Source organism: Bacillus sp. GBSW19, from assembly GCF_002998655.1.
GTDB lineage: Bacteria > Bacillota > Bacilli > Bacillales > Bacillaceae > Bacillus.
The window spans coordinates 32,417-55,098 of the sequence record NZ_PVRF01000002.1 but is presented as its reverse complement, the minus strand read 5'-3'; the positions used below and the strand labels follow the sequence as shown (position 1 = coordinate 55,098).

Sequence of the window (22,682 nt, the reverse complement as noted above, 5' to 3'; positions counted from 1 at the left end):
AAAGGATGGACATCTTAAAGCATTCATACCGAAAAAAAGGACAAATTGAATTTTGGTTTGATGAATTTCCGTACTCTTCTGCCGTCCTTACGCCCATTCGTCATTACTATTTTGTTCGTTACGTAAAATGGAGCCGGCACGATCCGCCGGTCACAAGAAAAGACTTAGAAAAAATGGAGATCCTTGCGAACAAGATGCTTGGCACGCTGCAAGATTATCGTAAACGCAAGGCATACAAAAGCCCCTTGTCATAACCAATAGACAAGAGGCTTTTTTTAGCTGCCAAACATTTGCCTGAGATAAATCACATCCATCCGGGTGGTCTGCGGCAATAGATAAGCAGATTGAACAGCACCTGGCCGCCTTCTCTTATTCAATTTGTCGATAATTTCTGCCGCTGTTAAAATCCCAAGTCCATGTCCGTAATATTGATCTTCTCCTAAGTAAATCACATTTTCCCCGCGCCACTGTGACTGCTGATAGCTAAACTCTGGATTTTCAAAATATAAGCAATCCCCATAGATAAAGTCATTCCCGCGTTCTGTATAAATCGACAATGTATCATAATGCCAGTCATACAGGGTTAAGCTGCGAAGCCTTCGGTTAAACTTCTCGTCTCCTACCGTTTGCAAGACCCCCATATAAAATACGATCACAATGGCTGTGGCACATTCAAATGCATATTGTGAGCCATTTTCAAAAATGTCTTTAATTCCTCTAGATGGTTCCACTTGATAGCGCAGCTCTAGTGCTCCTGCTTCCGATACACGCCAAAAGGCATCATTTGCACGAGATTTTTGGAAGATGGCAAATGAGGCACCACTTTTATGCAAATCTCTTGCAGCATTCATAATGTTCGATCTCAATGTGACCTCAAATAACAAATCAGATGCTTGCCTGTAGCGGAACGTATCATTTGAGGCTTGTAACTGCATCAAAATGATCCGCTTTTGTCCCTCTAGCTGAAATGAAGCCAGCTGCTCATTTGTCACTGGCTGTCCTGAAAGAATAATCATATGAAAAGCGCCCCCTTTTGTATTAGCGTATGCAAGATGCTTGGGCAAGGAATCAATTTGTGAAAATAAACAAAAAGGCATCCTTTTTAATTGAAAAACATGAAAATAATATGAAGATGTCCGATATATAACATATCGTTTAAAAGGAGGAAAAACATGAAAAATGCAATAAAATGGTTGAAAAAACCATCGATTTCTAAGAGACTGATTATTTCATTCACGCTCGTTCTTGTCTTGCCAATTATTACACTCAGTACGATTTCATATCAGATTGCCAAAGAAGAATTAGATCATGAAATCATGTACGGAGCAAACACAAGAGTCAATGAACTGAATGACATGATTCAGCAAAAGCTTATCAATAAGGAAAACGCAGTAAAACTCTTTACTGAAACATCTACTGCTGCAGACTTTAAGAAGAACAACCAGGACGAACTGTATGAGCATTTCGAGATATACAGTAAAATCAATGAAGATGATGTGGTTGGCTTTTATGCAGCAAGTAAAAAGCGTGATTTCATTCAGTTTCCTAAAGTAGACATGCCAAAAGGCTATGATCCAACAACGCGTGATTGGTATCAACTAGCTATGCAGGATGACAGTGGTAAGCCAGTTGTTACTAATCCATACATCTCTGCCACAACAAACGGCATGGTTGTCACGATTGCCCAGCGTCTGAAGGACGGGTCGGGAGCGATCGGAATTGACATTGATGTGCAAGACATTGTCAATAAAATAAAAGAGATTAAAATTGGACGACAAGGATATCCAATTATTGCGAATAAAAATAAACAAATTGTGGCTCATCCAGAAGAAAAGTCAGGATCTAAGGTCACTGAAAATATTTCATCTATCCTTTACAGCGGAAAAGAAGGAACGTCAACTTATGAGAATAAAGGAGAACAAAAGCGTCTTGTTTTTGTGACAAATGATTTAACAGGTTGGAAAATTGCTGGAACGATGTTTGTATCAGAAACAGAAGAAGCAGCACAGCCAGTTTGGAATTCTGCCATTATTCTTTTAATTTCTTCATTTATCCTTGGCGGCGTTGCGATCTTCTTTATCGTTCGATCCATCACAATTGGACTTCGAAAGCTTGTTGATTTCTCAAACAAAGTGAGTGAAGGGGATTTAACCGAAACCCTTGAAACCAAATCGAAGGATGAAATAGGAGAGCTGACAAGAAGCTTTAGCAAAATGAGTGAATCCCTCCGTGACGTCATTCGAGCGGTACAGCAATCTGTCGACAATGTGGCTTCCGCTTCCGAGGAGCTGACGGCAAGTGCCAGCCAAACAAGTCAAGCAACTGAACATATCACGATGTCGATTGAACAATTTTCAAATGGAAATGAAGCACAAAACGAGAAAGTCGAATCTAGTACGAATCAGCTTGTGGCAATGAATGAAGGGTTACAAGACATGTCACATACGTCATCAGAAGTGGCTGCTGTCTCACTTCAATCGACAGAGGCTGCTGGTCAAGGCGGCCGAATTGTTGAAAGCACAGCGAGCCAAATGAAACATATTGATACATCTGTACAAGAAGCAGAACAAGTCATGAAACAATTAGAATACAAGTCTAAAGATATTACGAGCATTTTAAATGTTATTAACGGCATTGCAGATCAAACGAATTTACTTGCGCTAAATGCAGCCATCGAAGCAGCAAGAGCAGGTGAATCAGGACGCGGCTTCTCCGTCGTTGCAGAAGAAGTGAGAAAACTAGCTGTCCAATCCGCAGATTCAGCGAAAGAAATTGAAAAGCTCATTCAAGAAATTGTGTTAGAAATTGCTAAATCTCAAGATATGTTCAAAACGGTCAATCGAGAAGTACATGCAGGACTCGGTATGACAGAAGAAGCAAAAGAAAGCTTCCAGAACATTTATGAGGCGGCAGAAGGAATGTCGAAAAAACTGACTCAATTAAACGATACAGCGATTGATCTATCGAGCGGTTCAAAGCTTGTCTCACAAGCTATGCAGGAGATGCGCCAAGTCTCTAGAGAAAGTGCGGCAAACATTCAGGACATTGCGGCTTCTGCTGAAGAGCAGCTGGCATCTATGGAAGAAATCTCATCTTCTTCTGTGACACTTGCTAACATGGCAGAGGAACTAAAAGAGCTCACAAGTCAATTTAAAATTGATTAAAAAATGATGAAAAAATACCCAGAATTGTCTGGGTATTTTTTTTATGTTTAAACATCGTTTTCAGCCTGTAAAAATAAACCTTTCATCCGATAATAACTTTAGAGAAGTAAAGGGGGAAAGAGAAAATGGGGAAAATGATCCAATGGTTAAAAAAACCATCCATTTCAAAAAAATTAATTATTGCCTTTTTGGTAGTCCTTATCCTGCCAACCACTGCACTGACAATTAGTGCATTTTTTACATCAAAGACAGAGCTAGACAAACAGATTATGGGCAGTGCGATGAGTCAAGTCAATGCATTTGATACCTTAATCAATGAGAATATAGGAAACAAAGCAGATGCTGTGACCCTGTTTACAGATACACTCAAAGCGTCTAATCTTCAAGAAAAAAATAGAAATGCGACCATTAAAGAATTGCAGCAATTTGGAAAAATTAATGAAAAAGATGTTTCTGCTATCTATGCAGGCTCCGAAAAGGGATTGTTTATGCAATATCCTGTTCAAAAGATGCCTGATGGCTACGATCCAAGAGAGCGTCCATGGTATCAAGAGGCACTCAATGCAGAAAACGGCAAACAAGTCATCACAAAACCATACGTAGCAGCCTCCACAGGGAAAATGGTCATCACCATTACTCAAAAAATGAAAGATGGTTCAGGTGTTATTGGAATTGATTTAGAAATTGACACCCTACTGCAAAAATTAAAAGAAATCAAAATTGGGCAAAAAGGCTATGCCTTTATCATGGAGAAGGATAAAACAGTTTTAGCAGATCCGACCCAAAAGCCAGGAAGTCAGGTAAATGAGAATCTGGCGAATATTATTTTTAAAAACAAAGAAGGAAACGGCAGCTACACACTCAAAGGAATAGATAAAAAGGTTGCGTATGTGACCAATGAATTAACCGGCTGGAAAATCGGTGGAACGATGCTCGTATCAGAAGTAGAAGATGCAGCAAAGCCCGTTTTCAATACAGCCATTATTGTGTTCAGTGTGACACTTATCGTAGCAGGTACCCTTATCTTCTTTATCGTCCGCTCTATATCTAAAAGATTATCCAACCTTGCCCGCTTCTCGAAAAAAGTCAGCGAAGGTGATTTGCGCGATAAGCTTGAGATCCAATCAGATGATGAAATTGGCCAAGTTGGGAAAGGCTTTAATACAATGATTGACTCATTAAGAACCCTCATTGGTGCCGTCCAAACCTCGGTCGAAAATGTCGCTTCTTCATCAGAAGAACTGACCGCCAGCGCAGGGCAAACAAGTAAAGCAACAGAGCATATTACACTATCCATTGAACAATTCTCCAATGGAAATGAAAGTCAAAATGACAAAGTCGAATCCAGCTCAGACGAGTTAGAAGAAATGAACCGAGGCCTTCAGCACATGAATGAGTCGGCTGAATCCATTACTGCTTCATCGATCAAATCAACAGATATCGCAGGGGAAGGCGGACAGCTTGTGGAAAAAACCGCTTCTCAAATGAATGTGATTGATCAGTCCGTGAAAAAAGCAGAGAATGTCATCAGCGCTCTTGAAAGTAAATCAAAAGACATTACACAAATTCTAGGTGTCATCAATGGAATCGCTGACCAAACGAATTTACTTGCGCTAAATGCAGCAATCGAGGCAGCAAGAGCTGGGGAATCTGGCAGAGGCTTCTCCGTTGTAGCAGAAGAAGTAAGAAAACTGGCTGTTCAATCAGCCAATTCGGCGAAAGAAATCGAGAATTTGATTAAAGAGATCGTTCAAGACATCGATGTATCACAGGAAGTATTCACTGCGGTGAATCGAGAAGTTCAATCAGGCTTAAGCTTCACTGAACAAACAAGAGTCAGCTTCCACAATATTTTCGAAATGACAAAAGAAATTTCTGACCAGCTTCAAACGATGAATCAAACGGTTATCCAGCTTTCAAATGGCTCTGCCCATGTGTCAGAGGCTGTCCGTGAGATTGCAGACGTCTCACGTGAAAGCTCCGCAAATATTCAAGACATAGCGGCTTCAGCGGAAGAACAGCTGGCATCAATGGAAGAAATCAGCTCATCCTCTGCTACGCTCTCATCAATGGCAGAAGAATTGCGTGATTTGATCAGCAAATTTAAAGTCGAATAGACATAATGAAAAGAGTCCTACAGCTAGAGGGCTCTTTTTTCATTAAGTAAATCAAAAGAAATAGGTGAATTTAATCATTTTGATTAATTTTCGAACATTAAGTCTTGAAAAATAATTCTTATTACCTAAGAATAGAAGGGGAAGACCACAAATCATAATTCAAAAGGAGTAGAGTCATGAAAAAAATCAACTTTTTTAAGCACTTTACAATGTCGAAGAAATTAATTACTGCATTCTTAGCGATTCTCCTAGTGCCAATTCTCGTATTGGCAGCATTTTCTTATGAAGTGGCATCAAAGTCTCTCAATGATGAGATTATGTCTAGTGCTGCAAATGGTGTTCAGCAATTAAACGAACTCATTAATAAAGATGTACAGCCTAAAATTGATATCGTTTCCTATTTAGCCAAATCGGTAAAAAAGAGTGAATTGGCTTCTAAAAACAAGGATTTACTCAAGGTAAAATTAGAGCAATTATCGGAAACAGATGAAGATGTGGTGGAAGTATTCATTGCAGATCAAAATGGTAAACTAACCGAATATTCCAAGATTCACAAAGGTAGTGCCTCGAGCGCAAAAAACGAATCGTGGTTTCAACAATCGATGGGAGATGAGAAACTCATCATTTCAGATCCTTTTGTCGGCAAGTCATCAGATGACCTGCTCATCACAATATCAGAACAATTAGCAGATGGTTCTGGTGTGATTGGGATCAATGTGCGCTTGAACACGATCGTGAAAGATACAAACAGCATCAAAATTGGCAAAGAAGGCTATGCGTTTGTCGCGACTGCAGATCAGCATTATATTGCCCATAAAACAGACAAGCCTGGGGCGAAATTGACAGGTGATTTCATATCGAAATTGTATGATAAAAAACAAGGCAGCTTCAAATATGAATACAATGGAAAGCCGAAGCAAATGTTTTTTGACACAAATGAAGCAACAGGCTGGAAGCTTGCTGGAACAATGTATACGGGCGAAGTCAAAGAAGCTGCACAGCCAGTTCTCGACTTAACAATGATCATACTGGCAGCTGCGATTGCCATAGGCGGAATCGCGATTTATTTTATTATTAAATCGATTCGAAAGCCACTGATAGAGCTCTCTGAATCGGCTGAGAAAATCAGTCAGGGTGATCTGACCCAGCATATTGAAGTTCGTACACACGATGAAATCGGGAAGCTTGAGCAGAGTTTTAACGAGATGTCAGCAAAGCTGAAACACGTCATTCAAGCTGTTCAGAATTCCATTGAAAATGTGGCCTCCTCTTCTGAAGAGTTAACAGCAAGTGCAGGACAGACCACCCAAGCGACTGAGCATATCACATCATCTATTGAACAGTTCTCAAACAGCACTGAACACCAAAATGATATGATCGAAAAAAGCTCAGTCCAGTTGAACGAAATGGATCGCAGCTTATCCCATATGGTCGATACGACCTCACATATGATGGAATCGTCGATTGATTCGAGCAAAACGGCTCAGGCTGGTGGAGAACTCGTTCAAAAAACAGCAGGTCAAATGCAAACCATCGAGCAGGCAGTGAAAGAAGCAGAGCTTGTTATTCAAGGCTTAGAGCAGAAATCAAAGGATATTACTAACATTCTGGGTGTCATTAACGGCATTGCTGACCAGACCAATCTCCTTGCTTTAAATGCTGCGATAGAAGCCGCTCGGGCAGGAGAAGCAGGCAGAGGTTTCTCTGTTGTTGCAGAAGAAGTTCGTAAGCTGGCAGAGCAATCAGGAAGCTCTTCAAAGGAAATTGAAAGCCTGACGAACGAGATTGTGGAGGAAATTGAAAAGTCACAGAAAATGTTTAAACAAGTAGCAGGTGAAGTACAAGCTGGATTAAACATTACAGATGAAACGAAAGTCAGCTTTGAGAAAATCACCGATAAAACATCAGAAATGACAGAACAAATGAAACAAATGAACGGAACCGCCAAAGAACTCTCGCATGGCTCAAATGATATTTCACATGCGGTGAATCAAATCAAAGAGCTTTCAAGAGAAAGTTCCGCAGGCTTCCAAGATATCGCAGCATCCGCAGAAGAACAGCTGGCATCTATGGAAGAGATCAGCTCATCCTCTGCCACGTTATCTCAGATGGCAGAAGAGCTAAGAGAGCTCATTAAACAATTTAAAATGTAAGAGATATAGGGAAGCACCTGACGTTTTGACGTCAGGTGTTTTTCCATTCGATGCATATAATTTGGGTGTTTTGGACTTATTTAGACTTTAATAAATTAAAAAAGTAAACAACCTAGTAGTACTTCCGATATATATACTATCTTACTAAAAGGAGTTTTCTTTTTTATGAAATTCATACAGTATTTCAGGAAGCCATCTATTTCAAAAAAGCTCGTATTCTCTTTCTTATTTATTCTCTTATGCCCAATCATTGTATTGGCATTCTCTTCATATCATACGGCGAGCACCTCCTTAAATGATCAAATCATGCAAAGCGCCAAGGAGAACGTAGAGCAGCTAGATAAAAATATTACGAAGGTTGTGAAAGTGAAAACAGACGCAGCCGATTTCTTTAGCAAATGGATCACGGAGAAAAAGCTTAAGCAAAAAGGCACGACAGATATTCAAGGGCGCTTTGAGCAGTTCATGAGTATGAATGATGACACAGAAGGCATTTTTGTCGCTTCAAGTGATGGCAAAGTGTTTTCAAGATATCCTAATAAAAAAATGCCTGCTGACTATGTCGCAACGGAGCGGGATTGGTATAAAGACGGCTGGGCGAAAAACGGGGAGCTGTCTGTTTCAGCACCGTATCCAACGGCTTCAACCGGTACGCTTGTGGTCACAATCTCTAAAAAGTTAGAGGACGGATCAGGAGTCATTGCAATGAACCTAGACATTGCGAATCTAGTAAAAGAATCAAATAGCATAAACATTGGGAAACAAGGCTATGCCTTTATCGGAAGTCCGGATCGTACCTTTGTTGCCCATCCAACGAAAAAAGCTGGATCCAAATTATCTGGTGAATGGCTAGAAAAGCTTTATTCACAAGATGAAGGTTCTATGAGTTATATGTTTGAAGGAAAAGAAAAGCAAATGGAGTTCACCACAAACAAAGCGACTGGCTGGAAAATTGTCGGTACGATGTTTGTGACGGAAGTAGAAGAAGCTGCACAGCCAGTCTTTAACATGGCCGCTATCATTTTAGCAGGCGCGCTCATCATTGGCGGGATTCTGATCTTCTTGATCATCCGTTCCATTACAAAACCACTTTCTATACTTGTCTCTTCCTCAAGGAAGATCAGTGAGGGAGATTTAACAGAAAAAATTGATGTCCGGTCAAAAGATGAAATTGGACAGCTAGGCACAAGCTTTAATGAAATGAGTGAGTCATTAAGAGATGTCATCCAAGCTGTACAAACATCTGTAGAAAACGTGGCTTCTTCATCTGAAGAACTGACGGCAAGTGCAGGTCAAACAACAAAAGCAACCGAACATATTACATCATCTATTGAATCATTCTCAAACGGCAACGAAAATCAAAGCGAAATGGTGGAACAAAGTGCGTCTCATTTAAAACAAATGAACGAAGGACTGAACGAAGTCGCAGAAACGTCTGATGTCATCACAGCGTCATCTATTCAATCAAAAACAGCCGCGGAATCAGGCGGGCAGCTTGTGGAGCAAACCGTTGGCCAAATGAAGACGATCGACCATTCAGTGAAAGAAGCTGAAGGGGTGATCAACGGGCTGGAGCATAAATCAAAAGATATCACAAACATTCTAGGCGTGATTAACGGCATTGCGGATCAAACGAATTTACTTGCACTCAATGCTGCCATTGAAGCAGCACGTGCAGGTGAGTCAGGCAGAGGCTTCTCTGTTGTCGCAGAAGAAGTGCGTAAACTTGCAGTTCAATCATCGGATTCAGCAAAAGAGATTGAAAAGCTTGTGAAAGAAATCGTATCTGAAATCGAAACATCTCAAAATATGTTCAAATCAGTGAATGAAGAAGTGAAGAATGGTCTTTCCATTACAGATCAAACGAAAGAAAGCTTCTCACAAATTAATCTGCAAACAGCGGAAATCGCAACAAGAATCAATGAAATGAATACAACAGTACGCGAGCTTTCAAAAGGATCAGAGCAAATTTCTAAAGCGGTGAATGAAATTGCCGATGTATCACGAGAGAGTTCAGCAAGCATCCAAGATATCGCCGCATCTGCTGAAGAACAGCTTGCTTCTATGGAAGAGATTAGTTCTTCATCTACGACTCTTTCCCAAATGGCGGAAGAATTACGTGATTTAATTAAAAAATTCAAGATCAGCGAATAAGATCAAGTGGTTCTCCTCAAGGGGAACCGCTTTTCTTTTTAAGAGGTCATCTCGTACAATAGAGGAAATCGAAAGAATAGGAGAGATGTTATGCGTTTATCAGATAAGAAGGTCATTGCGTTTGTCAGTGATGATTTTGAAGATTTAGAGCTATGGTATCCGGTTCTGCGTTTAAGAGAAGAAGGGGCAACTGTGCATCTTGTAGGAGAAAAAGCAAATCATGAGTACATCGGAAAATACGGTGTGCCGGCTGTATCTGATGCAGATTTTTATTCCATTCAAGCGGATGAATATGATGCTGTACTTGTCCCTGGAGGATGGGCACCAGATAAACTGCGCCGTTATCCAGAAGTGTTAAACATCGTTCGTTCATTTGATGAAAAGGCGAAACCAATCGGGCAAATTTGCCACGCTGGCTGGGTGCTGATTTCAGCAGGAATCCTGCAAGGCAAAAAAGTAACAAGTACACCTGGTATTAAAGATGATATGACAAATGCTGGAGCGGACTGGTTTGATGAAGCAGTCGTTACAGATGGCCACCTCGTCTCGAGCAGACGTCCGCCGGATCTCCCTCCATATGTGAAAGCATTTGCGGATGTGTTAGCGGCAACATAAACAAAGGATCCCAAACAAAAAACAAAGGGCGAACTTGCACATCATGTTCGCCCTTTGTTCATCATTTCATGCCCCATTCATTTTGTCTATCGGCAGGATACATCACGCCCATTTGTTTTCTCGCCTCGTCCATGACGGACATGGTTTGAACAGATAAGGCAAATGTATTGACTGGAGACTGCCCCATTCCTTGCTGAATACACTCAATAAAATGACAGATTTCATAATACATGGCTGGCTGATCATCTTTGAGAGAGATATCGGTTTGATGTCCTTGACGATCGTGGATCGTGATACGCGAAGGACGGTGGAATTGATCAATCACCATCGTGGCGTCCTCTCCTTGAATTTCCGCAGATAAATGAGACGTTGAAATTTTAGAATGAAAAAGGAGTGCTTGATGCCCGTCATATTGTAAAAGGACAGAGCCGCTCCCATCTACACCAGAAGAAAGCTTATAGCCTCTCGCGGTGATTTGATTCGGCAGACCAAATAAATAGATCGCCGGGTAGACAAGATACACACCGATATCCATTAAAGAACCATTGGATAATTCAGGCTTAAAAGCATTTGGAATCTCGCCATTTCGGTAAGCATCGTATCTTGAGGAATATTTACAGTAATGAGCGACCACTTGCCGAATGGGCCCGAGCTGATCAAGATGCTGTTTGATTTGCAGGAAGTTTGGCAGAAATGTCGTTTTCATCGCTTCCATTAAACACACTTGATGTTTTTTCGCTGCAGCAATCATCTCTTCCACTTCTTTTCGGTGAGAGGCGAATGGTTTTTCGCATAAAACGTGCTTTTGGTGCTCCATCATCAACATGGCCTGCTCCTTATGAAGGGCATTTGGACTTGCAATATACACGGCATCAAACGCATCACTTTCCGCCATTTGATGTAAGTTCGTAAAAACTGTATCAATCCCGTATTTTTCGGCAAATGCCTGGCCTTTTTCAGCGGACCGTGAATAGACGGCTGTACATGTAAAATCAGCTGCTCCTTCACCGGCCTGTAAGAATCGATCTGTAATCCAGTTCGTTCCGATGACAGCAAATCGAATCATGTCATTCCCTCCTTCTGCTTTTCTCTGATTATACATCCTTTGAAAGCGTTTGTATGAAAGAACATTCTTTTTATTGAAGAGCGGATGAAACCTTTATATAGGCTGATGCGTCTTACATAAAGGATATAAATGTACGTAAAGTGGGTAGTTTCTTCCTTTATTCGGGTAATACTCTGATAGAAGGGAGAGGAGGAAACGAACATGAAGCGCACCCTGCATATAGGAAGTACATACGTCTTTGCGCTTTTATTCATAGCAGCCGGTATTTTTCATGTGATAGAGCCGAGCGGCTTTGCCCGTATGATGTCAGGCTGGCCATTTCCATATGTGATAGTCTATGCGACTGCATGCTTTGAATGGCTGATGGCTGTTTTGCTGCTTCTGCCAAATGTCAGGATTGCAGCAGCAAAAATCATGGCTGTCTATCTTGTACTCATTTTCCCTGCAAACTTATTTGCTGCACGAGAGGGAATTCCAATTCCAGGTCAAAAAAGCACAGAGCAGGCCTTGCTATGGATAAGGCTTATTGGACAGCCGATTCTCATTATATGGGCGATGTCCATTGCGAAATGGGAAAAAAAGCTGAAACAATGACCACCATATCATGATCAGGTAGTGTACAATTTATTAATAAAATAGTTCGAGTTTGGAGGAACGATATGAATTCTATGCAAATGTGGAGCAGTCGATTTAAAAAATTTTTTCTTGATAACAAGTTTGTTCTCTTTTTACTCGTCCTGCTATTAATTGGATTGAATATCCTTGTTTTCATGAAAACATCTTTTATTTTCACACCGCTCATTGTACTCGTCAAAACCATCGCCTTACCGATTATTTTAACGGGGGTCGTGTATTATTTATTAAATCCGATTGTCAACTTGTTAGAGAGGTTTAGAGTCAAACGGATCTTTTCAATTTTGCTTTTATATATTGTCATTATTGGTATCATTACAGTGACCATTGTGTCTATTATTCCTTTTTTACAAGCACAAACGATGAGTCTGTTTCATAACCTTCCGAAATATGTTGATACGGTAGAAGAACAGATTCGCCAACTAACGGGAAGCAACTTTATTAATCAAGCGCAGAAAGCGATGAATTTTAACGTCTCTGAATTGGTGAGTAAAGCGTCAAGTCAAGCGACGAAGATTTTGGAAAGCACCTTTACCGGAGTGGGGACTTTCTTAGGGGCGCTCACCGAAATCATCATTTCGATCGTGACCGTTCCGTTCATTCTGTTTTATTTATTAAAAGACGGCAAAAAATTACCTGACTATTTCCTGAAATTTATTCCGAATAAGTTTAGAGATCATACACATATCGTGCTTCACGAAATGAACCATCGCCTGAGCTCTTATATTCTCGGACAGATCATTGTCAGCTTCTGTATTGGTGTTCTTCTTTTAATCGGTTATCTGATTATTGGACTTGACTATGCGTTGCTGCTGGCGATCATTGCGGCATGTACAAGTGTGGTGCCTTACCTTGGTCCAACGATTGCGATTACACCAGCGATTGTGATTGCGCTTGTGACATCACCAGTGATGCTTTTAAAACTCATCATTGTCTGGACAGTGGTTCAGCTCATTGAAGGGAAATTTATTTCACCTCAGGTCATGGGGAAAAACCTTCATATCCATCCGATCACGATTATTTTTGTTCTATTAACAGCAGGTAAATTGTTCAGCGTAGTCGGCATCATTGTCGCGATTCCAACATATGCCGTCCTGAAGGTCATCACGACCCACTTGTTTGATTGGTTCAAAATGCGATCCAATTTGTACAAAGAAGAAAAGGTTTAATGTCATAATCTTTTTTTGAAAAAAATATAGTATCATAAAGACGAGCTTTCGATGAAGAAAGCTTGTCTTTATGTGGACATAGATGGTTGGACTGTTCAAAAGATCAGAATTGAAAGGAAAGAAAATCATGAATCTATGGGATTTATTCGTGGCACTGGTTTTAGGAATTGTCGAAGGATTAACAGAGTATGCACCTGTCTCATCTACAGGTCACATGATCATAGTCGATGATCTATGGTTAAAATCAAAGGAAATCATTACGCCAGAGGCGGCAAACACATTTAAAGTCGTGATTCAGTTAGGTTCTATTTTAGCAGTCATGATTGTGTTCAAGGATCGTATCTTGAACTTGTTAGGCTTAAAGAAAAATATCACCGAAGAACAAAAGCGCAGCGGGCATAAGCTGACCATTGCTCAAATTGCAGTAGGACTCGTCCCAGCCGTCATTTTAGGATTCTTATTTGAAGACTATATTGATAAATACTTGTTTGACGTGAGAACAGTCGCTGTCGGTTTGATTTTAGGCGCAGTGTTGATGCTTGTCGCTGACTGGATCAATAAACGTAAAACAGAAACAAGCTCTGTCGATAACATGACGTACAAACAGGCGCTTTATATCGGACTGTTTCAATGTTTGGCATTATGGCCAGGCTTCTCTCGCTCAGGTTCGACGATTGCAGGCGGGGTTATTCTTGGTTTGAATCACCGTGCTGCAGCTGATTTTACATTTATCATGGCGATGCCGATTATGGCAGGCGCAAGCTTGTTAACACTTGTGAAAAATGCCGAATATTTAACAACAGACATGCTGCCATTCTTTATCGTCGGCTTTGTGAGTGCATTTGTTGTGGCTCTCTTTGTTGTTCGATTCTTCCTAAAACTGATCAATAAAATCAAACTTGTGCCTTTTGCGATATACCGAATTATCCTAGGTGTGATTTTATTTATCCTGTTCATGTAATGCTGTAAACTACTCTTATAAAAGAGTAGTTTCAGCGTATAGACAAACCTTCGCATTCGTTGTCAGGTCTGCGCGCCGGTGCTCACGAATGTCAAATTCGCTCCGCGCCGGTGCTCGTCCTTCCTAGACTGCAAAGGTTTTCAAACACGCTGAGCTGAAAAGAAGACAAAGGGCTAAAATAAAGATCATTTTAGCCCTTTGTCAACAATCTGAAACTACTCTTATAAAAGAGTAGTTTTTTTGTTGTTTCAGCTCTTTTAAACAGTAAAATCACCCTCTTAATTGGTAGAAAAAGAAGTTTTTTCATAATTTAGTGTTTAAGAGACAGAGGAAGGGGTAGTACATAAACATACCAATTAAAGGAGGAGTTAGAAATAATGAGAAAAACAAGCAAATTTGTTGTTAGTTCTATGATTGCTACGTCAATGGTTGCTGTCCCTCTATCTCTTACGACTTTTGGTCAAACGGCTGAAGCTGCTACGACAACAGGTGTTGATGGAAGTGTCTCTATTGATCCAGTAGCCATTGCCGATAAAATTGAACAAGCAGTAAAATCATCTCAAAATCGTGATGGATTTGTAAAAAATGCGGCGTACAGTGCCTTCTATGAAGCAGGTCAAAACTATAACGTAGTTGTCCAAAACTTAAGCCAAGATCATGACTTTAGCGGACTGAACAATGTTGTCTACTATGATAGTGTTGAATATGATGGTATTACGTTTGGTATTTGGGTATTTGAAGATGGTACGTTCGTCAACAATGGTGACGGCGGCTATATTAACTGGACATTTGTTGGCAGCTTTGACCGTGAGGAAGGAAGCGGCACTGTCGATTTCCATAAAAGATTCTAATCTTATTGCCAAAAGTCTGCCGATTCACCGGCAGACTTTTTTTATAACGCACATTCTTCTATGTCAAAACCTAAATCTTCAATGATGTGATGATCCGTTTGGACTTGCTGGCCTTTTGTTGTTAAATAATCGCCTACGAAAATGGAATTTGCCGCATAAAGGGCAAGCGGCTGAAGCGTCCGTAAATTGAACTCTCTGCCTCCAGATACTCGAATTTCCTTGGTTGGATTGACAAATCTCATGAGTGCTAACACTTTCAATGCTTTGATCGGATGTGTTCGTTCTTGATGCTCAAGCGGTGTTCCCTCGATTGCATGAAGAAAGTTGACTGGAATGGAATCCGCATCAAGGGCTCTGAGCGCAAAAGCCATTTCGACAATTTGCTGGTTGGTTTCACCCATCCCAATAATAACCCCTGAGCAAGGTGACATGCCGGACTGTTTGACCTCCTCAAGGGTCGACAAACGATCATGATATGTATGAGTTGTCGTAATGTGAGCATGATGATCTTGATGTGTATTGATATTGTGATTATACCGATGAACCCCTGCTTCCTTCAGCCGCCTCGCTTTGTCTTCATTTAATAACCCAAGACATGCACACACCTTCAAAGGCATGGTCTCAGTGATCTCTTTTACTGCTGCCGTCACCTCATCTAACTCTCTGTGAGAAGGTGCTCTGCCGCTTGCGACAATACAATAAGTCCCCGCTTTTCTCTTGAGCGCCTCACGCGCGCCAGCCACAATCGTTTTTTGATCAAGCATTGTATATCTTTCAACCGGTGCTTTTGAAATGATCGACTGTGAACAATAACCACAGTTTTCAGGGCAATAACCGCTTTTTGCGTTAAAAATCATATTTAATTTCACCTTGTTTTGAAAAAAATGAAATCGTACTTGATAGGCTGCATGCATCATAGATAATAATTCTTTATCGTCAGCTGCAAGAATGTCTAGACCTTCTTGCAGCGTGATCCGTTCATTTTTCAGCGCTTTCTCCGCCATCGCTTCCCAAGACAAAGATATTTGTTTTCCCATCATAAGCTCCTCTCATTATGTTAACTTATTTTTATTAAAAGTTAACATAAGAGATGGTCGTTGGCAAGCATAGGATAAATGAAGTCTATGAATATACATGTAGACACACAAAAAGGCGATGATCATGAAGTCATCGCCTTTTCATATGTAAAGCAATATGGCTTATCGAACAGTAATATAGTTAATCACACGTTCTCCAAGTGAATTATAGTAAGAAACCGTCACTGAACCGCGTTGTACGGCACGAATCCAAGTGAAGTTTGGAGCTGTTTGATCTAATTGAATCGCATAAGTTGCGCCCGTCACAGTAATTTGGCTTGCTGGAAGAGAGACGGCGATCGAAGAACCTACAGGAAGCGTACGGGTCAACGTAATCACTTTATTCATAATAGGAGCTTTTGCTATGACTGGTTCTTTTGGCTGTGCAGCTGCATGAGCACCTTCAGTTTGGAAGAACGTAAGAGCACCTAAAGCAGCTAAAGACAATGTACAAGCTTTCATTAATTTTTTCATCGGTAACACTCCTTTTTTTGGTATATACATATATTAATAATAATAGAATTATATGTCAATAAAATTATGTAGAAAAAAGAGTATTTATGGTGAAAATTGTCATGTATTATTCATATGCCTTCTCTTTTTTAGGGGAAAAAGAGGCATAAAAAAAAGCTGGGCTATCCCAGCAATGTAAAGCTTTATGAAAAGAGATCATCAATCGTCGTCTCGCTGTTTTGGCTGACGGCCTTTTAGCTTCTCTTTTTCTCTAATGTAGTGAATAAAATCGATGGTTTGTCTTCGCGCTTCTTCGGAAAAATCGGAGGCAGCTTTAAACGCAATTTGCAAATCAGGATCGTTTGCAAGGTCGGCATCAGTTCCGCCTTTGTCCTTACCTGTGAGAAGATAATCCGTTGAGACCCCATATAACTCGGCGATTTTCACAATCATCTCACCGTCAGGCTTTCTCAAGCCATATTCCCAATTTGCATAAGTGGACATCGCCTTTAATCCGAGTTTTTTAGCAACCGTTGACTTGCTCCATCCATGCTTCTCTCTTAATTCAGTTAAAATCTTTCCAGTCAAATTATCCATTGGAAACACCTTTTTTCATGTTATGAGTAAATTTTATCATGAATTACACGGAAAAGATAAATAATTACACAAAAAGAATAAAAAATGATTGACTTACTCGTTTCGTGTATATTATCATAATGAATATAACTTACACATATTGAGTAAGAGGTGGAAAGATGAAACTTGAACATTTACGAGAAGAACGCATTTTACAAGGAAAAACACAAACCTATATGGCGAAAAAGTTAGGATATAAGTATACGAGCGGCTATGCAAATATAGAAATGGGCAGAACGAAGCCTAGCTTAGAAATCGCAAAGCATATTGCAGATCTGCTGAATAGGGGTGTTCAAGAGCTTTTTTTTGACCAAAAGTTACACGAAAAGAGTAATTCTCTAAAGGAAGAGCATTTCTTAGAAAAGGGGAGACGAACAAAATGAATATTGAACATCCAATGGTAGCGCAGATGAATGACTTTGGATATCCAAAAAGCTACTGGTCATATGACATGAAACGTTATGGATATCAAACAGAGATTGAGGACAGTCTGGAGGGGTTTGAAGAAGATGAAACATCAGATGACGTTTGATGCCAGAAAGGAAGCGCAGCTTTGTTTAGTCCAAGCTGGCGGCTGGATCACCTTTCATCATCAGAAACCGGTGTTTGTTTTTTCCACAGCAGAAGACAAGCAAACATACATGACCCTCTTGGCGGAAAAGTTCGCTGAAGCAAAAAAGGAGGAATCAAGGCGACGTGAAACGATGGAAGCAAATTATGACAATTCTCAAATGCTTGCTCAAAGCGAGTAAAAACGAACAAGACATCCGTCAGTGGGAAAAGGATGACGGGAGATCATAACATGGTCATCCATTTCATCATTGAGGCAGAGTTTTTAACAAAAGATACATTGATAAAAAGAATACGAGCAGCTGCAAAAGCACAATGCCCGCATAAAATAAAAGGCGCACTATCACTCGAGATTCGCTTATTTGACGACATGCCGCTTGACATAGCTGACTGTCAAAACAAGCGTACATACGCAGAAAAAGGTTTGATACGCCCGGTGCACGTCAGCATCTTTCAGCCAAGACTACAACATATTCAAGAAGCACTTCATTCTATTGCTGATAAGGTCCCTCTACAGATTGTCGATTTAAGAGTTTCCCAGTTTTATAGTATGCGTCCAAGAATTGAAATCATTTTAAATACGATAGGTGATGGCACGAAATCCTCACCAAATAAGGAGACAAGCATATGAACGAGCCAAAACAATTACTCATTCAAGAAAACCAGACATTTGTCGGTGAGATGGAAACAGGAAAAATTCAAGTCATCGTGTTAGATGGGAATGTAGGAACGGCTTATAAGATGGATGTACCTGAACATGGAAAAACCATTATACAAACGGCAAAAGGTCATTTTGCAAGAGTAGATCACGAGATTGGTTTTAAAATCAGCTAGATCACTGAACAAATCACAACATCATACGTCCAAGACGGAAAGCCTGCGGACACTGATCAAGACCCTATGAAAAGGGGACTGATTGGTGTCCGTTTTTTATTTTCTTAAAAAAGGGAGAGAGCCAATATGCAAGATTTACTTATCGAATACAAACGGGCATTAAAGGATGCTAGAAAAAGATATGCACCATATAGAGAAAAAGAAGACAAACAGCTTTCAGATCAAGAGAAGCATGATAAAAAAATTATCGCCAGTATGGTCAGCGATCTCGAATACGTCGTGGAATGGCTTCAAATCGGCAGACAGCCAGGCGCACGCAGAGGATTAGACAGACGTTCAGTCTATCAGCGTACCATTCTAGCAAATCCAGAAGTGTTAGAGGCTTTATCATATGAATATACACTCATCCAAGAAAATGAAAGAGAATTCAGTGAGCGGGACAAGAAACGAATTGACGAAGCCTTGTCCGTTTTAACGGATCGAGAAAAGGATGTATTCTTCATGCACACAACACAAGGATTATCGTTTAGTGAGATTGCGATTATGCTGGATGTGAAAAAAGGAACTGTCCAAAAACATATGGAGAGAGCTCGGACAAAGATGTCCAAAAAAGTACAAAAACGCCTATTCGAAGCAGCTGAATAGGCGTTTTTTCTTTTACAAAATAAATGGAGCAGCACTTGTCTTACAGTTGCCACCTATAGTTAGAAAGACCAAACGGATGTTTGCTAGCCCTACACAAATGATTCCTTCACAGGAAATCGTTCGAATTAAAAGGAGGCGGCAGGTGAATGTAAATGAAAGATAAACGGATAGGAGCCAAGCAAGATTATATGAAAGGGATGACGTACCAGCAAATTGCTGATCATTACAATGTCTCGATCCATACCGTGAAATCATGGAAAAGACGATACGGATGGCAAAGGCAAAAAGATTCGTCAAAGCAGGCACACTCGATCTTCAATCAGTTTCTGTCAGATGAAACGATTGAAATCATGGAGAAAATGGGCGGGCGTACATCGCTTGATTTAATCTGGGATCAAATTCAAATTCAATATGCTGCCATTATTCGGGCGCAGCGCATCATGTATGTGTCAGATCAAGAGGACATGATCAAAGAGCTGAAAAAGGCGGCATACAAGCCTTCTTCATTAGAAGAAACAGTAGAAGGCATTCAGCCAGAACAAGAAATCAGCACAGAAGAATATTCGTTTCAATTTTCGTGGGATCGGCATGCCACCTTTTTAAATGCCCAATCCCGTGCAATGGGAGAGCTCAGGCGTCTCATTAAACAGTTTGAAGAGCTCGCACATGCGAAGGATGAACGAAGATTAAGGCTAAAGCAAATTGAACTGACCATCGAAAAAACAAAAAAAGCAGTGCGTGAAGAAAAAGAGGAAGATCTTCACATCATGATTAAGCGGAAAGAGGATAACTCATGACGCCATTGATTGAAAAAGAAGTCAATCCTCACTTTGAACACTTTCTATTCGATTGGAATCAGAAGTTTCAATTTTTAGTAGGCGGCTACGGCTCCTCCAAAAGCTATCACATTGCGTTGAAACTCATTTTAAAGCTGCTGGAAGAAAAACGGACAGCACTTGTCATTCGAGAAGTATATGATACGCACCGTGAATCAACATTTTCTCTATTACAAGAGATCGTCAGCGATCTTGGCATCGATCGTGTGGTGAAGTGCCGAAGTTCGCCGCTTGCCTTGACGTTTCGAAATGGCAGCAGCATCTTATTCAAAGGACTGGACAAGCCTGAGAAATTGAAATCGATCAACAACATCTCGATCATTTGGATTGAAGAGTGTTCAGAGGTTTCTTATGAAGGCTTTAAAGAGCTGCTTGGAAGGCTGAGGCATCCGTCCTTACCGCTTTATATGATGTTATCGACCAATCCTGTTGGTCAAGATAATTGGACGTACAGACATTTCTTTCGAGATGAACAGCTGAAGCGATTTGTCCTAGATGACGAAACCTTATACAAAAAGCGCACCGTTGTCATCAAGGATACGTACTACCATCACTCCACAGCGGAAGATAATCTATTTCTCCCTAAAAGCTATGTGAAGCAGCTGGATGAGCTGAAAGAATACGACCCAGACCTCTATCGAATTGCGAGGAAGGGCTATTTTGGCATCAATGGAACAAAGGTTTTTCCTCAATTTGAGGTGAGAAATCATTCTGATGTATTAGAAGCGATTCAGCAGATTGACAGGCCGCTGAAACGAGCAGGCATGGATTTTGGATTTGTTGAATCGTACAATGCGCTCATTCGATTAGCCGTCGATCATGAAAAAAAGTACTTATATATTTACTGGGAATATTACGACCGCGGGAAAACAGATGATGAAACAGCTGTTGACCTAAAAGAGTTCATTGAATCAAAGGAACTCATCAAAGCCGATGCAGCAGAGCCTAAAACCATTCACTATTTTCGGCAGCGTGGATTTCAGATGGTGGCAGCACATAAGTTCCAAGGCTCGCGTTTGCAGTATACGAAAAAGATCAAACGGTTTAAGAAAATCATTTGCTCTGATGCTTGTCCGTACACAATCTATGAACTTCAATCACTGACCTATAAGGCAGATAAGGATGGCCGTTTAGAGGAAGATGAATTTCAAATCGATCCACACACATTATCAGCCATTTGGTATGCGCTGGATGATTATGAAGTGACGGATTTGAAACAGACCGCCTCGGAGCGTGTCCGCCCAAACAGAGAGAGGAGGTCTATACAATGAAACAATTGAAAGCAACGATTATGAAGGCAAACATGTCTGATCATACAAAACAAATGTATGCAGATGAATTTTCATACGAAAAAGATGACATTGTTCCCCCGCCTTACAACATCAATGAATTAAAAAGCATGGCAGAATATTCAACCATTCTTCAGCAATGTATTGATGCGTACAAAACCAATATTTTAGGCTTTGGGTTTGGGGTAGAATACGCCTTTGACTTTAATGCAGAAGGTGTAAAACCGGCAAAAAAGAAGGCTGCAGAAAAGGAATGGACAAGACTTGAAGAGTTTACGAAGTACATGAACTATGATGAGTCCGCTGATGTGATTCTTGGCTATGTCCTCGAAGACCGAGAGAAAACGGGCAATGGTTTTTTAGAGGTGCTGAGAGATGGACAAGGAAAGCCGGCAGGAATCGAGTATTTAGATGCGCTTCATATCCGCATTTGCAAGCTTAGTGAGCCAGTCGACGTCGAATTCAGGTACACCGAAAATGGCGAAATGAAGACAATGAATCGAAAGAAACGATTCCGTAAATATGTACAGGTGATCAACGAAAAGAAAGTCTTCTTCAAGGAGTATGGTGATCCGCGCATTTTGCACTGTGAAACAGGCAAATACGATGACACCACACCAGAGCCGCTTCGCGCAACAGAAGTGATTCATTTTAAAATTGGCAGTGGAACGTATGGGATTCCCCGCTGGATTGGCAACATCGTCAATATGTACGGAGCACGCAAGGCAGAGGAGCTGAACTACCTTTATTTTAAACAAGGGCGGCATGTACCAGGTGCCATTATTGTCGAAAATGGCATGCTGTCAGAATCCTCTTATCAGCAGCTTCAAGATTATATGGACGATATTGAAGGATCTGATCATGCACATAAGTTTCTATTGCTTGAAGTTGAAGGTCTACCGACAGAAAAAGGGTTAACGGGAGAAGAAGATGTCTCAAATGTCAAAGTGAACTTTAAATCCCTAGCCGAGATCCTGCAAGAAGATGCGCTCTTTTTAGAATACGATGAAAAAACAAGAAACAAAATCCGCTCTGCGTTTCGCCTTCCTCCAATTTACACAGGTGAGTCTCAAGACTATAACAAAGCGACAGCAGATACGGCGCGTAAAACAACAGAAGAGCAGGTATTTCAGCCGGAACGGCATCTCATCACAGGAAAACTCAATACTCTTTTCCTGCCGGATCTTGATATTTGGCATGTCCGTTTTCTATTAAATGGCCCTGATTTTAGAGACCCATTAGAGATTGCCAAGGTACTGACGCCATTTATTCAGGCGGGGGCAGTGTCACCTAACGATTTGCGCGATCTAGCAGGAAGAATTCTCGGAAAAACGCTAGAAGAATGGCCTGAGGAACTATATCACCGACCTTTAGAAAGCCGCATGAAATCAGCTGAAGAAAAGCCTCAACCAGAGCCGGATCAGCTGACGAAATAAACAGAAGCGCGTGCACTTTTTTGA

24 protein-coding genes and 3 pseudogenes are annotated in these 22,682 nt (G+C 40.7%); 22 read left to right on the top strand and 5 right to left on the bottom strand.

Translation table 11 applies throughout. From position 1 onward, the window contains the following. The first annotated feature begins 5 nt into the window (after positions 1 to 5). Positions 6 to 254 carry a hypothetical protein gene (locus C6344_RS10065; RefSeq protein ID WP_106071465.1) on the top strand — a complete coding sequence of 83 codons (249 nt, stop codon included), beginning with the start codon at positions 6 to 8 and terminating at the stop codon, positions 252 to 254. Between the two features lie 21 nt (positions 255 to 275). On the opposite strand, the gene C6344_RS10060 is transcribed toward C6344_RS10065, so the two are convergent. Then, positions 276 to 1,016: a protein-glutamine gamma-glutamyltransferase gene (locus C6344_RS10060; protein WP_060597195.1), complete on the bottom strand. Its 741-nt coding sequence runs from the start codon at positions 1,014 to 1,016 to the stop codon at positions 276 to 278. A 156-nt stretch (positions 1,017 to 1,172) separates the two neighbouring features. On the opposite strand from C6344_RS10060, the pseudogene C6344_RS19240 reads away from it, so the two are divergent. The 8 genes and pseudogenes from C6344_RS19240 to C6344_RS10035 all read left to right on the top strand — a co-directional run. Then, positions 1,173 to 2,222, top strand: a pseudogene (locus tag C6344_RS19240) (HAMP domain-containing protein); the annotation flags it as partial. Beyond that, the gene (locus C6344_RS19235; protein WP_370876321.1) at positions 2,214 to 3,164 is read left to right on the top strand and encodes a methyl-accepting chemotaxis protein; all 951 of its coding nucleotides are present in this window, start codon (positions 2,214 to 2,216) and stop codon (positions 3,162 to 3,164) included. The pseudogene C6344_RS19240 and the gene C6344_RS19235, both read left to right, overlap by 9 nt. Before the next feature lie 125 nt (positions 3,165 to 3,289). Further along, positions 3,290 to 4,336, top strand: a pseudogene (locus C6344_RS19230) (cache domain-containing protein); the annotation flags it as partial. Then, on the top strand, positions 4,331 to 5,281 hold the full coding sequence (locus C6344_RS19225) for a methyl-accepting chemotaxis protein (RefSeq protein ID WP_374955724.1): 951 nt from the start codon (positions 4,331 to 4,333) through the stop codon (positions 5,279 to 5,281). The pseudogene C6344_RS19230 and the gene C6344_RS19225, both read left to right, overlap by 6 nt. 176 nt (positions 5,282 to 5,457) lie before the next feature. Beyond that, the gene (locus C6344_RS19300) at positions 5,458 to 7,434 is read left to right on the top strand and encodes a methyl-accepting chemotaxis protein (protein WP_106072922.1); all 1,977 of its coding nucleotides are present in this window, start codon (positions 5,458 to 5,460) and stop codon (positions 7,432 to 7,434) included. Between the two features lie 165 nt (positions 7,435 to 7,599). Then, positions 7,600 to 8,643: pseudogene (locus tag C6344_RS19210) on the top strand (HAMP domain-containing protein); the annotation flags it as partial. Beyond that, positions 8,635 to 9,588 (top strand): methyl-accepting chemotaxis protein, encoded by a 954-nt coding sequence (locus C6344_RS19205; protein ID WP_411265999.1) that lies wholly within the window; start codon positions 8,635 to 8,637, stop codon positions 9,586 to 9,588. The pseudogene C6344_RS19210 and the gene C6344_RS19205, both read left to right, overlap by 9 nt. Positions 9,589 to 9,678: 90 nt before the next feature. Continuing rightward, the gene (locus tag C6344_RS10035) at positions 9,679 to 10,203 is read left to right on the top strand and encodes a type 1 glutamine amidotransferase domain-containing protein (RefSeq protein WP_106072920.1); all 525 of its coding nucleotides are present in this window, start codon (positions 9,679 to 9,681) and stop codon (positions 10,201 to 10,203) included. Between the two features lie 61 nt (positions 10,204 to 10,264). On the opposite strand, the gene C6344_RS10030 is transcribed toward C6344_RS10035, so the two are convergent. Next, on the bottom strand, positions 10,265 to 11,269 hold the full coding sequence (locus C6344_RS10030; RefSeq protein ID WP_066030481.1) for a Gfo/Idh/MocA family protein: 1,005 nt from the start codon (positions 11,267 to 11,269) through the stop codon (positions 10,265 to 10,267). 201 nt (positions 11,270 to 11,470) lie between these two features. Here C6344_RS10030 and C6344_RS10020 point away from each other — a divergent pair, with 201 nt between their 5' ends. The 4 genes from C6344_RS10020 to C6344_RS10005 all read left to right on the top strand — a co-directional run bounded on the left by C6344_RS10020 (position 11,471) and on the right by C6344_RS10005 (position 14,883). Beyond that, positions 11,471 to 11,863 (top strand): DoxX family protein, encoded by a 393-nt coding sequence (locus C6344_RS10020; RefSeq protein ID WP_060597179.1) that lies wholly within the window; start codon positions 11,471 to 11,473, stop codon positions 11,861 to 11,863. 65 nt (positions 11,864 to 11,928) lie between these two features. Further along, entirely contained in the window at positions 11,929 to 13,071 is a 1,143-nt protein-coding gene (locus C6344_RS10015; RefSeq protein WP_106048260.1) for an AI-2E family transporter, read from the top strand. Positions 13,072 to 13,198: 127 nt separating this feature from the next. Continuing rightward, positions 13,199 to 14,032, top strand: a complete 834-nt coding sequence (locus tag C6344_RS10010) for an undecaprenyl-diphosphate phosphatase (RefSeq protein WP_050944681.1) — start codon at positions 13,199 to 13,201, stop codon at positions 14,030 to 14,032. Between the two features lie 377 nt (positions 14,033 to 14,409). After that, positions 14,410 to 14,883, top strand: coding sequence for a hypothetical protein (locus C6344_RS10005; protein WP_060597177.1), 474 nt, complete (start codon positions 14,410 to 14,412; stop codon positions 14,881 to 14,883). A gap of 41 nt (positions 14,884 to 14,924) precedes the next feature. On the opposite strand, the gene bioB is transcribed toward C6344_RS10005, so the two are convergent. The 3 genes from bioB to C6344_RS09990 all read right to left on the bottom strand — a co-directional run bounded on the left by bioB (position 14,925) and on the right by C6344_RS09990 (position 17,009). Beyond that, on the bottom strand, positions 14,925 to 15,920 hold the full coding sequence (gene bioB / locus C6344_RS10000) for a biotin synthase BioB (protein ID WP_034659758.1): 996 nt from the start codon (positions 15,918 to 15,920) through the stop codon (positions 14,925 to 14,927). Positions 15,921 to 16,082: 162 nt separating this feature from the next. After that, entirely contained in the window at positions 16,083 to 16,433 is a 351-nt protein-coding gene (locus C6344_RS09995) for a hypothetical protein (RefSeq protein ID WP_034659757.1), read from the bottom strand. Between the two features lie 198 nt (positions 16,434 to 16,631). Beyond that, positions 16,632 to 17,009, bottom strand: coding sequence for a helix-turn-helix domain-containing protein (locus C6344_RS09990; protein ID WP_060597175.1), 378 nt, complete (start codon positions 17,007 to 17,009; stop codon positions 16,632 to 16,634). Positions 17,010 to 17,167: 158 nt separating this feature from the next. Between C6344_RS09990 and C6344_RS09985 the strand changes: the two genes are divergently transcribed. The 9 genes from C6344_RS09985 (at position 17,168) to C6344_RS09950 (ending at position 22,658) form a co-directional block, all read left to right on the top strand. Beyond that, a complete protein-coding gene (locus C6344_RS09985) occupies positions 17,168 to 17,431 on the top strand; it encodes a helix-turn-helix transcriptional regulator (RefSeq protein WP_106072919.1) in 264 nt (87 codons plus the stop codon). Next, positions 17,428 to 17,580 (top strand): hypothetical protein, encoded by a 153-nt coding sequence (locus C6344_RS18845; RefSeq protein ID WP_164847178.1) that lies wholly within the window; start codon positions 17,428 to 17,430, stop codon positions 17,578 to 17,580. The genes C6344_RS09985 and C6344_RS18845 overlap by 4 nt, the downstream gene beginning before the upstream one ends. Next, the gene (locus C6344_RS09980) at positions 17,558 to 17,800 is read left to right on the top strand and encodes a hypothetical protein (protein ID WP_106048262.1); all 243 of its coding nucleotides are present in this window, start codon (positions 17,558 to 17,560) and stop codon (positions 17,798 to 17,800) included. Before C6344_RS18845 ends, C6344_RS09980 begins: the two co-directional genes overlap by 23 nt. Positions 17,801 to 17,850: 50 nt before the next feature. Then, entirely contained in the window at positions 17,851 to 18,249 is a 399-nt protein-coding gene (locus tag C6344_RS09975) for a RusA family crossover junction endodeoxyribonuclease (protein ID WP_034659754.1), read from the top strand. After that, the gene (locus tag C6344_RS09970) at positions 18,246 to 18,452 is read left to right on the top strand and encodes an XtrA/YqaO family protein (RefSeq protein ID WP_066030484.1); all 207 of its coding nucleotides are present in this window, start codon (positions 18,246 to 18,248) and stop codon (positions 18,450 to 18,452) included. Before C6344_RS09975 ends, C6344_RS09970 begins: the two co-directional genes overlap by 4 nt. 126 nt (positions 18,453 to 18,578) lie before the next feature. After that, positions 18,579 to 19,097 carry a sigma-70 family RNA polymerase sigma factor gene (locus C6344_RS09965; RefSeq protein WP_106072918.1) on the top strand — a complete coding sequence of 173 codons (519 nt, stop codon included), beginning with the start codon at positions 18,579 to 18,581 and terminating at the stop codon, positions 19,095 to 19,097. Between the two features lie 152 nt (positions 19,098 to 19,249). Continuing rightward, the gene (gene terS / locus C6344_RS09960) at positions 19,250 to 19,894 is read left to right on the top strand and encodes a phage terminase small subunit (RefSeq protein ID WP_060597166.1); all 645 of its coding nucleotides are present in this window, start codon (positions 19,250 to 19,252) and stop codon (positions 19,892 to 19,894) included. An 8-nt stretch (positions 19,895 to 19,902) separates the two neighbouring features. After that, complete coding sequence (locus C6344_RS09955) at positions 19,903 to 21,204, top strand: PBSX family phage terminase large subunit (protein ID WP_189313029.1); 1,302 nt, start codon at positions 19,903 to 19,905, stop codon at positions 21,202 to 21,204. Beyond that, the gene (locus C6344_RS09950) at positions 21,201 to 22,658 is read left to right on the top strand and encodes a phage portal protein (RefSeq protein WP_095285856.1); all 1,458 of its coding nucleotides are present in this window, start codon (positions 21,201 to 21,203) and stop codon (positions 22,656 to 22,658) included. The genes C6344_RS09955 and C6344_RS09950 overlap by 4 nt, the downstream gene beginning before the upstream one ends. The last annotated feature ends 24 nt before the right edge of the window (positions 22,659 to 22,682 follow it).

Excerpts from the sequence above, each read along its gene's own strand:
- bioB (WP_034659758.1), bottom strand. The coding sequence starts at position 15,920 with ATGGGAAAACAAATATCTTTGTCTTGGGAAGCGATGGCGGAGAAAGCG.
- C6344_RS10065 (WP_106071465.1), top strand. The coding sequence starts at position 6 with ATGGACATCTTAAAGCATTCATACCGAAAAAAAGGACAAATTGAATTT.
- C6344_RS19205 (WP_411265999.1), top strand. The coding sequence starts at position 8,635 with ATGAGTGAGTCATTAAGAGATGTCATCCAAGCTGTACAAACATCTGTA.
- C6344_RS09995 (WP_034659757.1), bottom strand. The coding sequence starts at position 16,433 with ATGAAAAAATTAATGAAAGCTTGTACATTGTCTTTAGCTGCTTTAGGT.
- C6344_RS09970 (WP_066030484.1), top strand. The coding sequence starts at position 18,246 with ATGAACGAGCCAAAACAATTACTCATTCAAGAAAACCAGACATTTGTC.
- C6344_RS10015 (WP_106048260.1), top strand. The coding sequence starts at position 11,929 with ATGAATTCTATGCAAATGTGGAGCAGTCGATTTAAAAAATTTTTTCTT.
- C6344_RS19235 (WP_370876321.1), top strand. The coding sequence starts at position 2,214 with ATGAGTGAATCCCTCCGTGACGTCATTCGAGCGGTACAGCAATCTGTC.
- C6344_RS09980 (WP_106048262.1), top strand. The coding sequence starts at position 17,558 with ATGAAACATCAGATGACGTTTGATGCCAGAAAGGAAGCGCAGCTTTGT.
- C6344_RS09985 (WP_106072919.1), top strand. The coding sequence starts at position 17,168 with ATGAAACTTGAACATTTACGAGAAGAACGCATTTTACAAGGAAAAACA.
- C6344_RS19225 (WP_374955724.1), top strand. The coding sequence starts at position 4,331 with ATGATTGACTCATTAAGAACCCTCATTGGTGCCGTCCAAACCTCGGTC.
- C6344_RS10010 (WP_050944681.1), top strand. The coding sequence starts at position 13,199 with ATGAATCTATGGGATTTATTCGTGGCACTGGTTTTAGGAATTGTCGAA.
- C6344_RS10035 (WP_106072920.1), top strand. The coding sequence starts at position 9,679 with ATGCGTTTATCAGATAAGAAGGTCATTGCGTTTGTCAGTGATGATTTT.
- C6344_RS10020 (WP_060597179.1), top strand. The coding sequence starts at position 11,471 with ATGAAGCGCACCCTGCATATAGGAAGTACATACGTCTTTGCGCTTTTA.
- C6344_RS09990 (WP_060597175.1), bottom strand. The coding sequence starts at position 17,009 with ATGGATAATTTGACTGGAAAGATTTTAACTGAATTAAGAGAGAAGCAT.
- C6344_RS19300 (WP_106072922.1), top strand. The coding sequence starts at position 5,458 with ATGAAAAAAATCAACTTTTTTAAGCACTTTACAATGTCGAAGAAATTA.
- C6344_RS09975 (WP_034659754.1), top strand. The coding sequence starts at position 17,851 with ATGGTCATCCATTTCATCATTGAGGCAGAGTTTTTAACAAAAGATACA.
- C6344_RS09950 (WP_095285856.1), top strand. The coding sequence starts at position 21,201 with ATGAAACAATTGAAAGCAACGATTATGAAGGCAAACATGTCTGATCAT.
- C6344_RS10005 (WP_060597177.1), top strand. The coding sequence starts at position 14,410 with ATGAGAAAAACAAGCAAATTTGTTGTTAGTTCTATGATTGCTACGTCA.
- C6344_RS09965 (WP_106072918.1), top strand. The coding sequence starts at position 18,579 with ATGCAAGATTTACTTATCGAATACAAACGGGCATTAAAGGATGCTAGA.
- C6344_RS10060 (WP_060597195.1), bottom strand. The coding sequence starts at position 1,016 with ATGATTATTCTTTCAGGACAGCCAGTGACAAATGAGCAGCTGGCTTCA.
- C6344_RS10030 (WP_066030481.1), bottom strand. The coding sequence starts at position 11,269 with ATGATTCGATTTGCTGTCATCGGAACGAACTGGATTACAGATCGATTC.
- C6344_RS18845 (WP_164847178.1), top strand. The coding sequence starts at position 17,428 with ATGAATATTGAACATCCAATGGTAGCGCAGATGAATGACTTTGGATAT.
- terS (WP_060597166.1), top strand. The coding sequence starts at position 19,250 with ATGAAAGATAAACGGATAGGAGCCAAGCAAGATTATATGAAAGGGATG.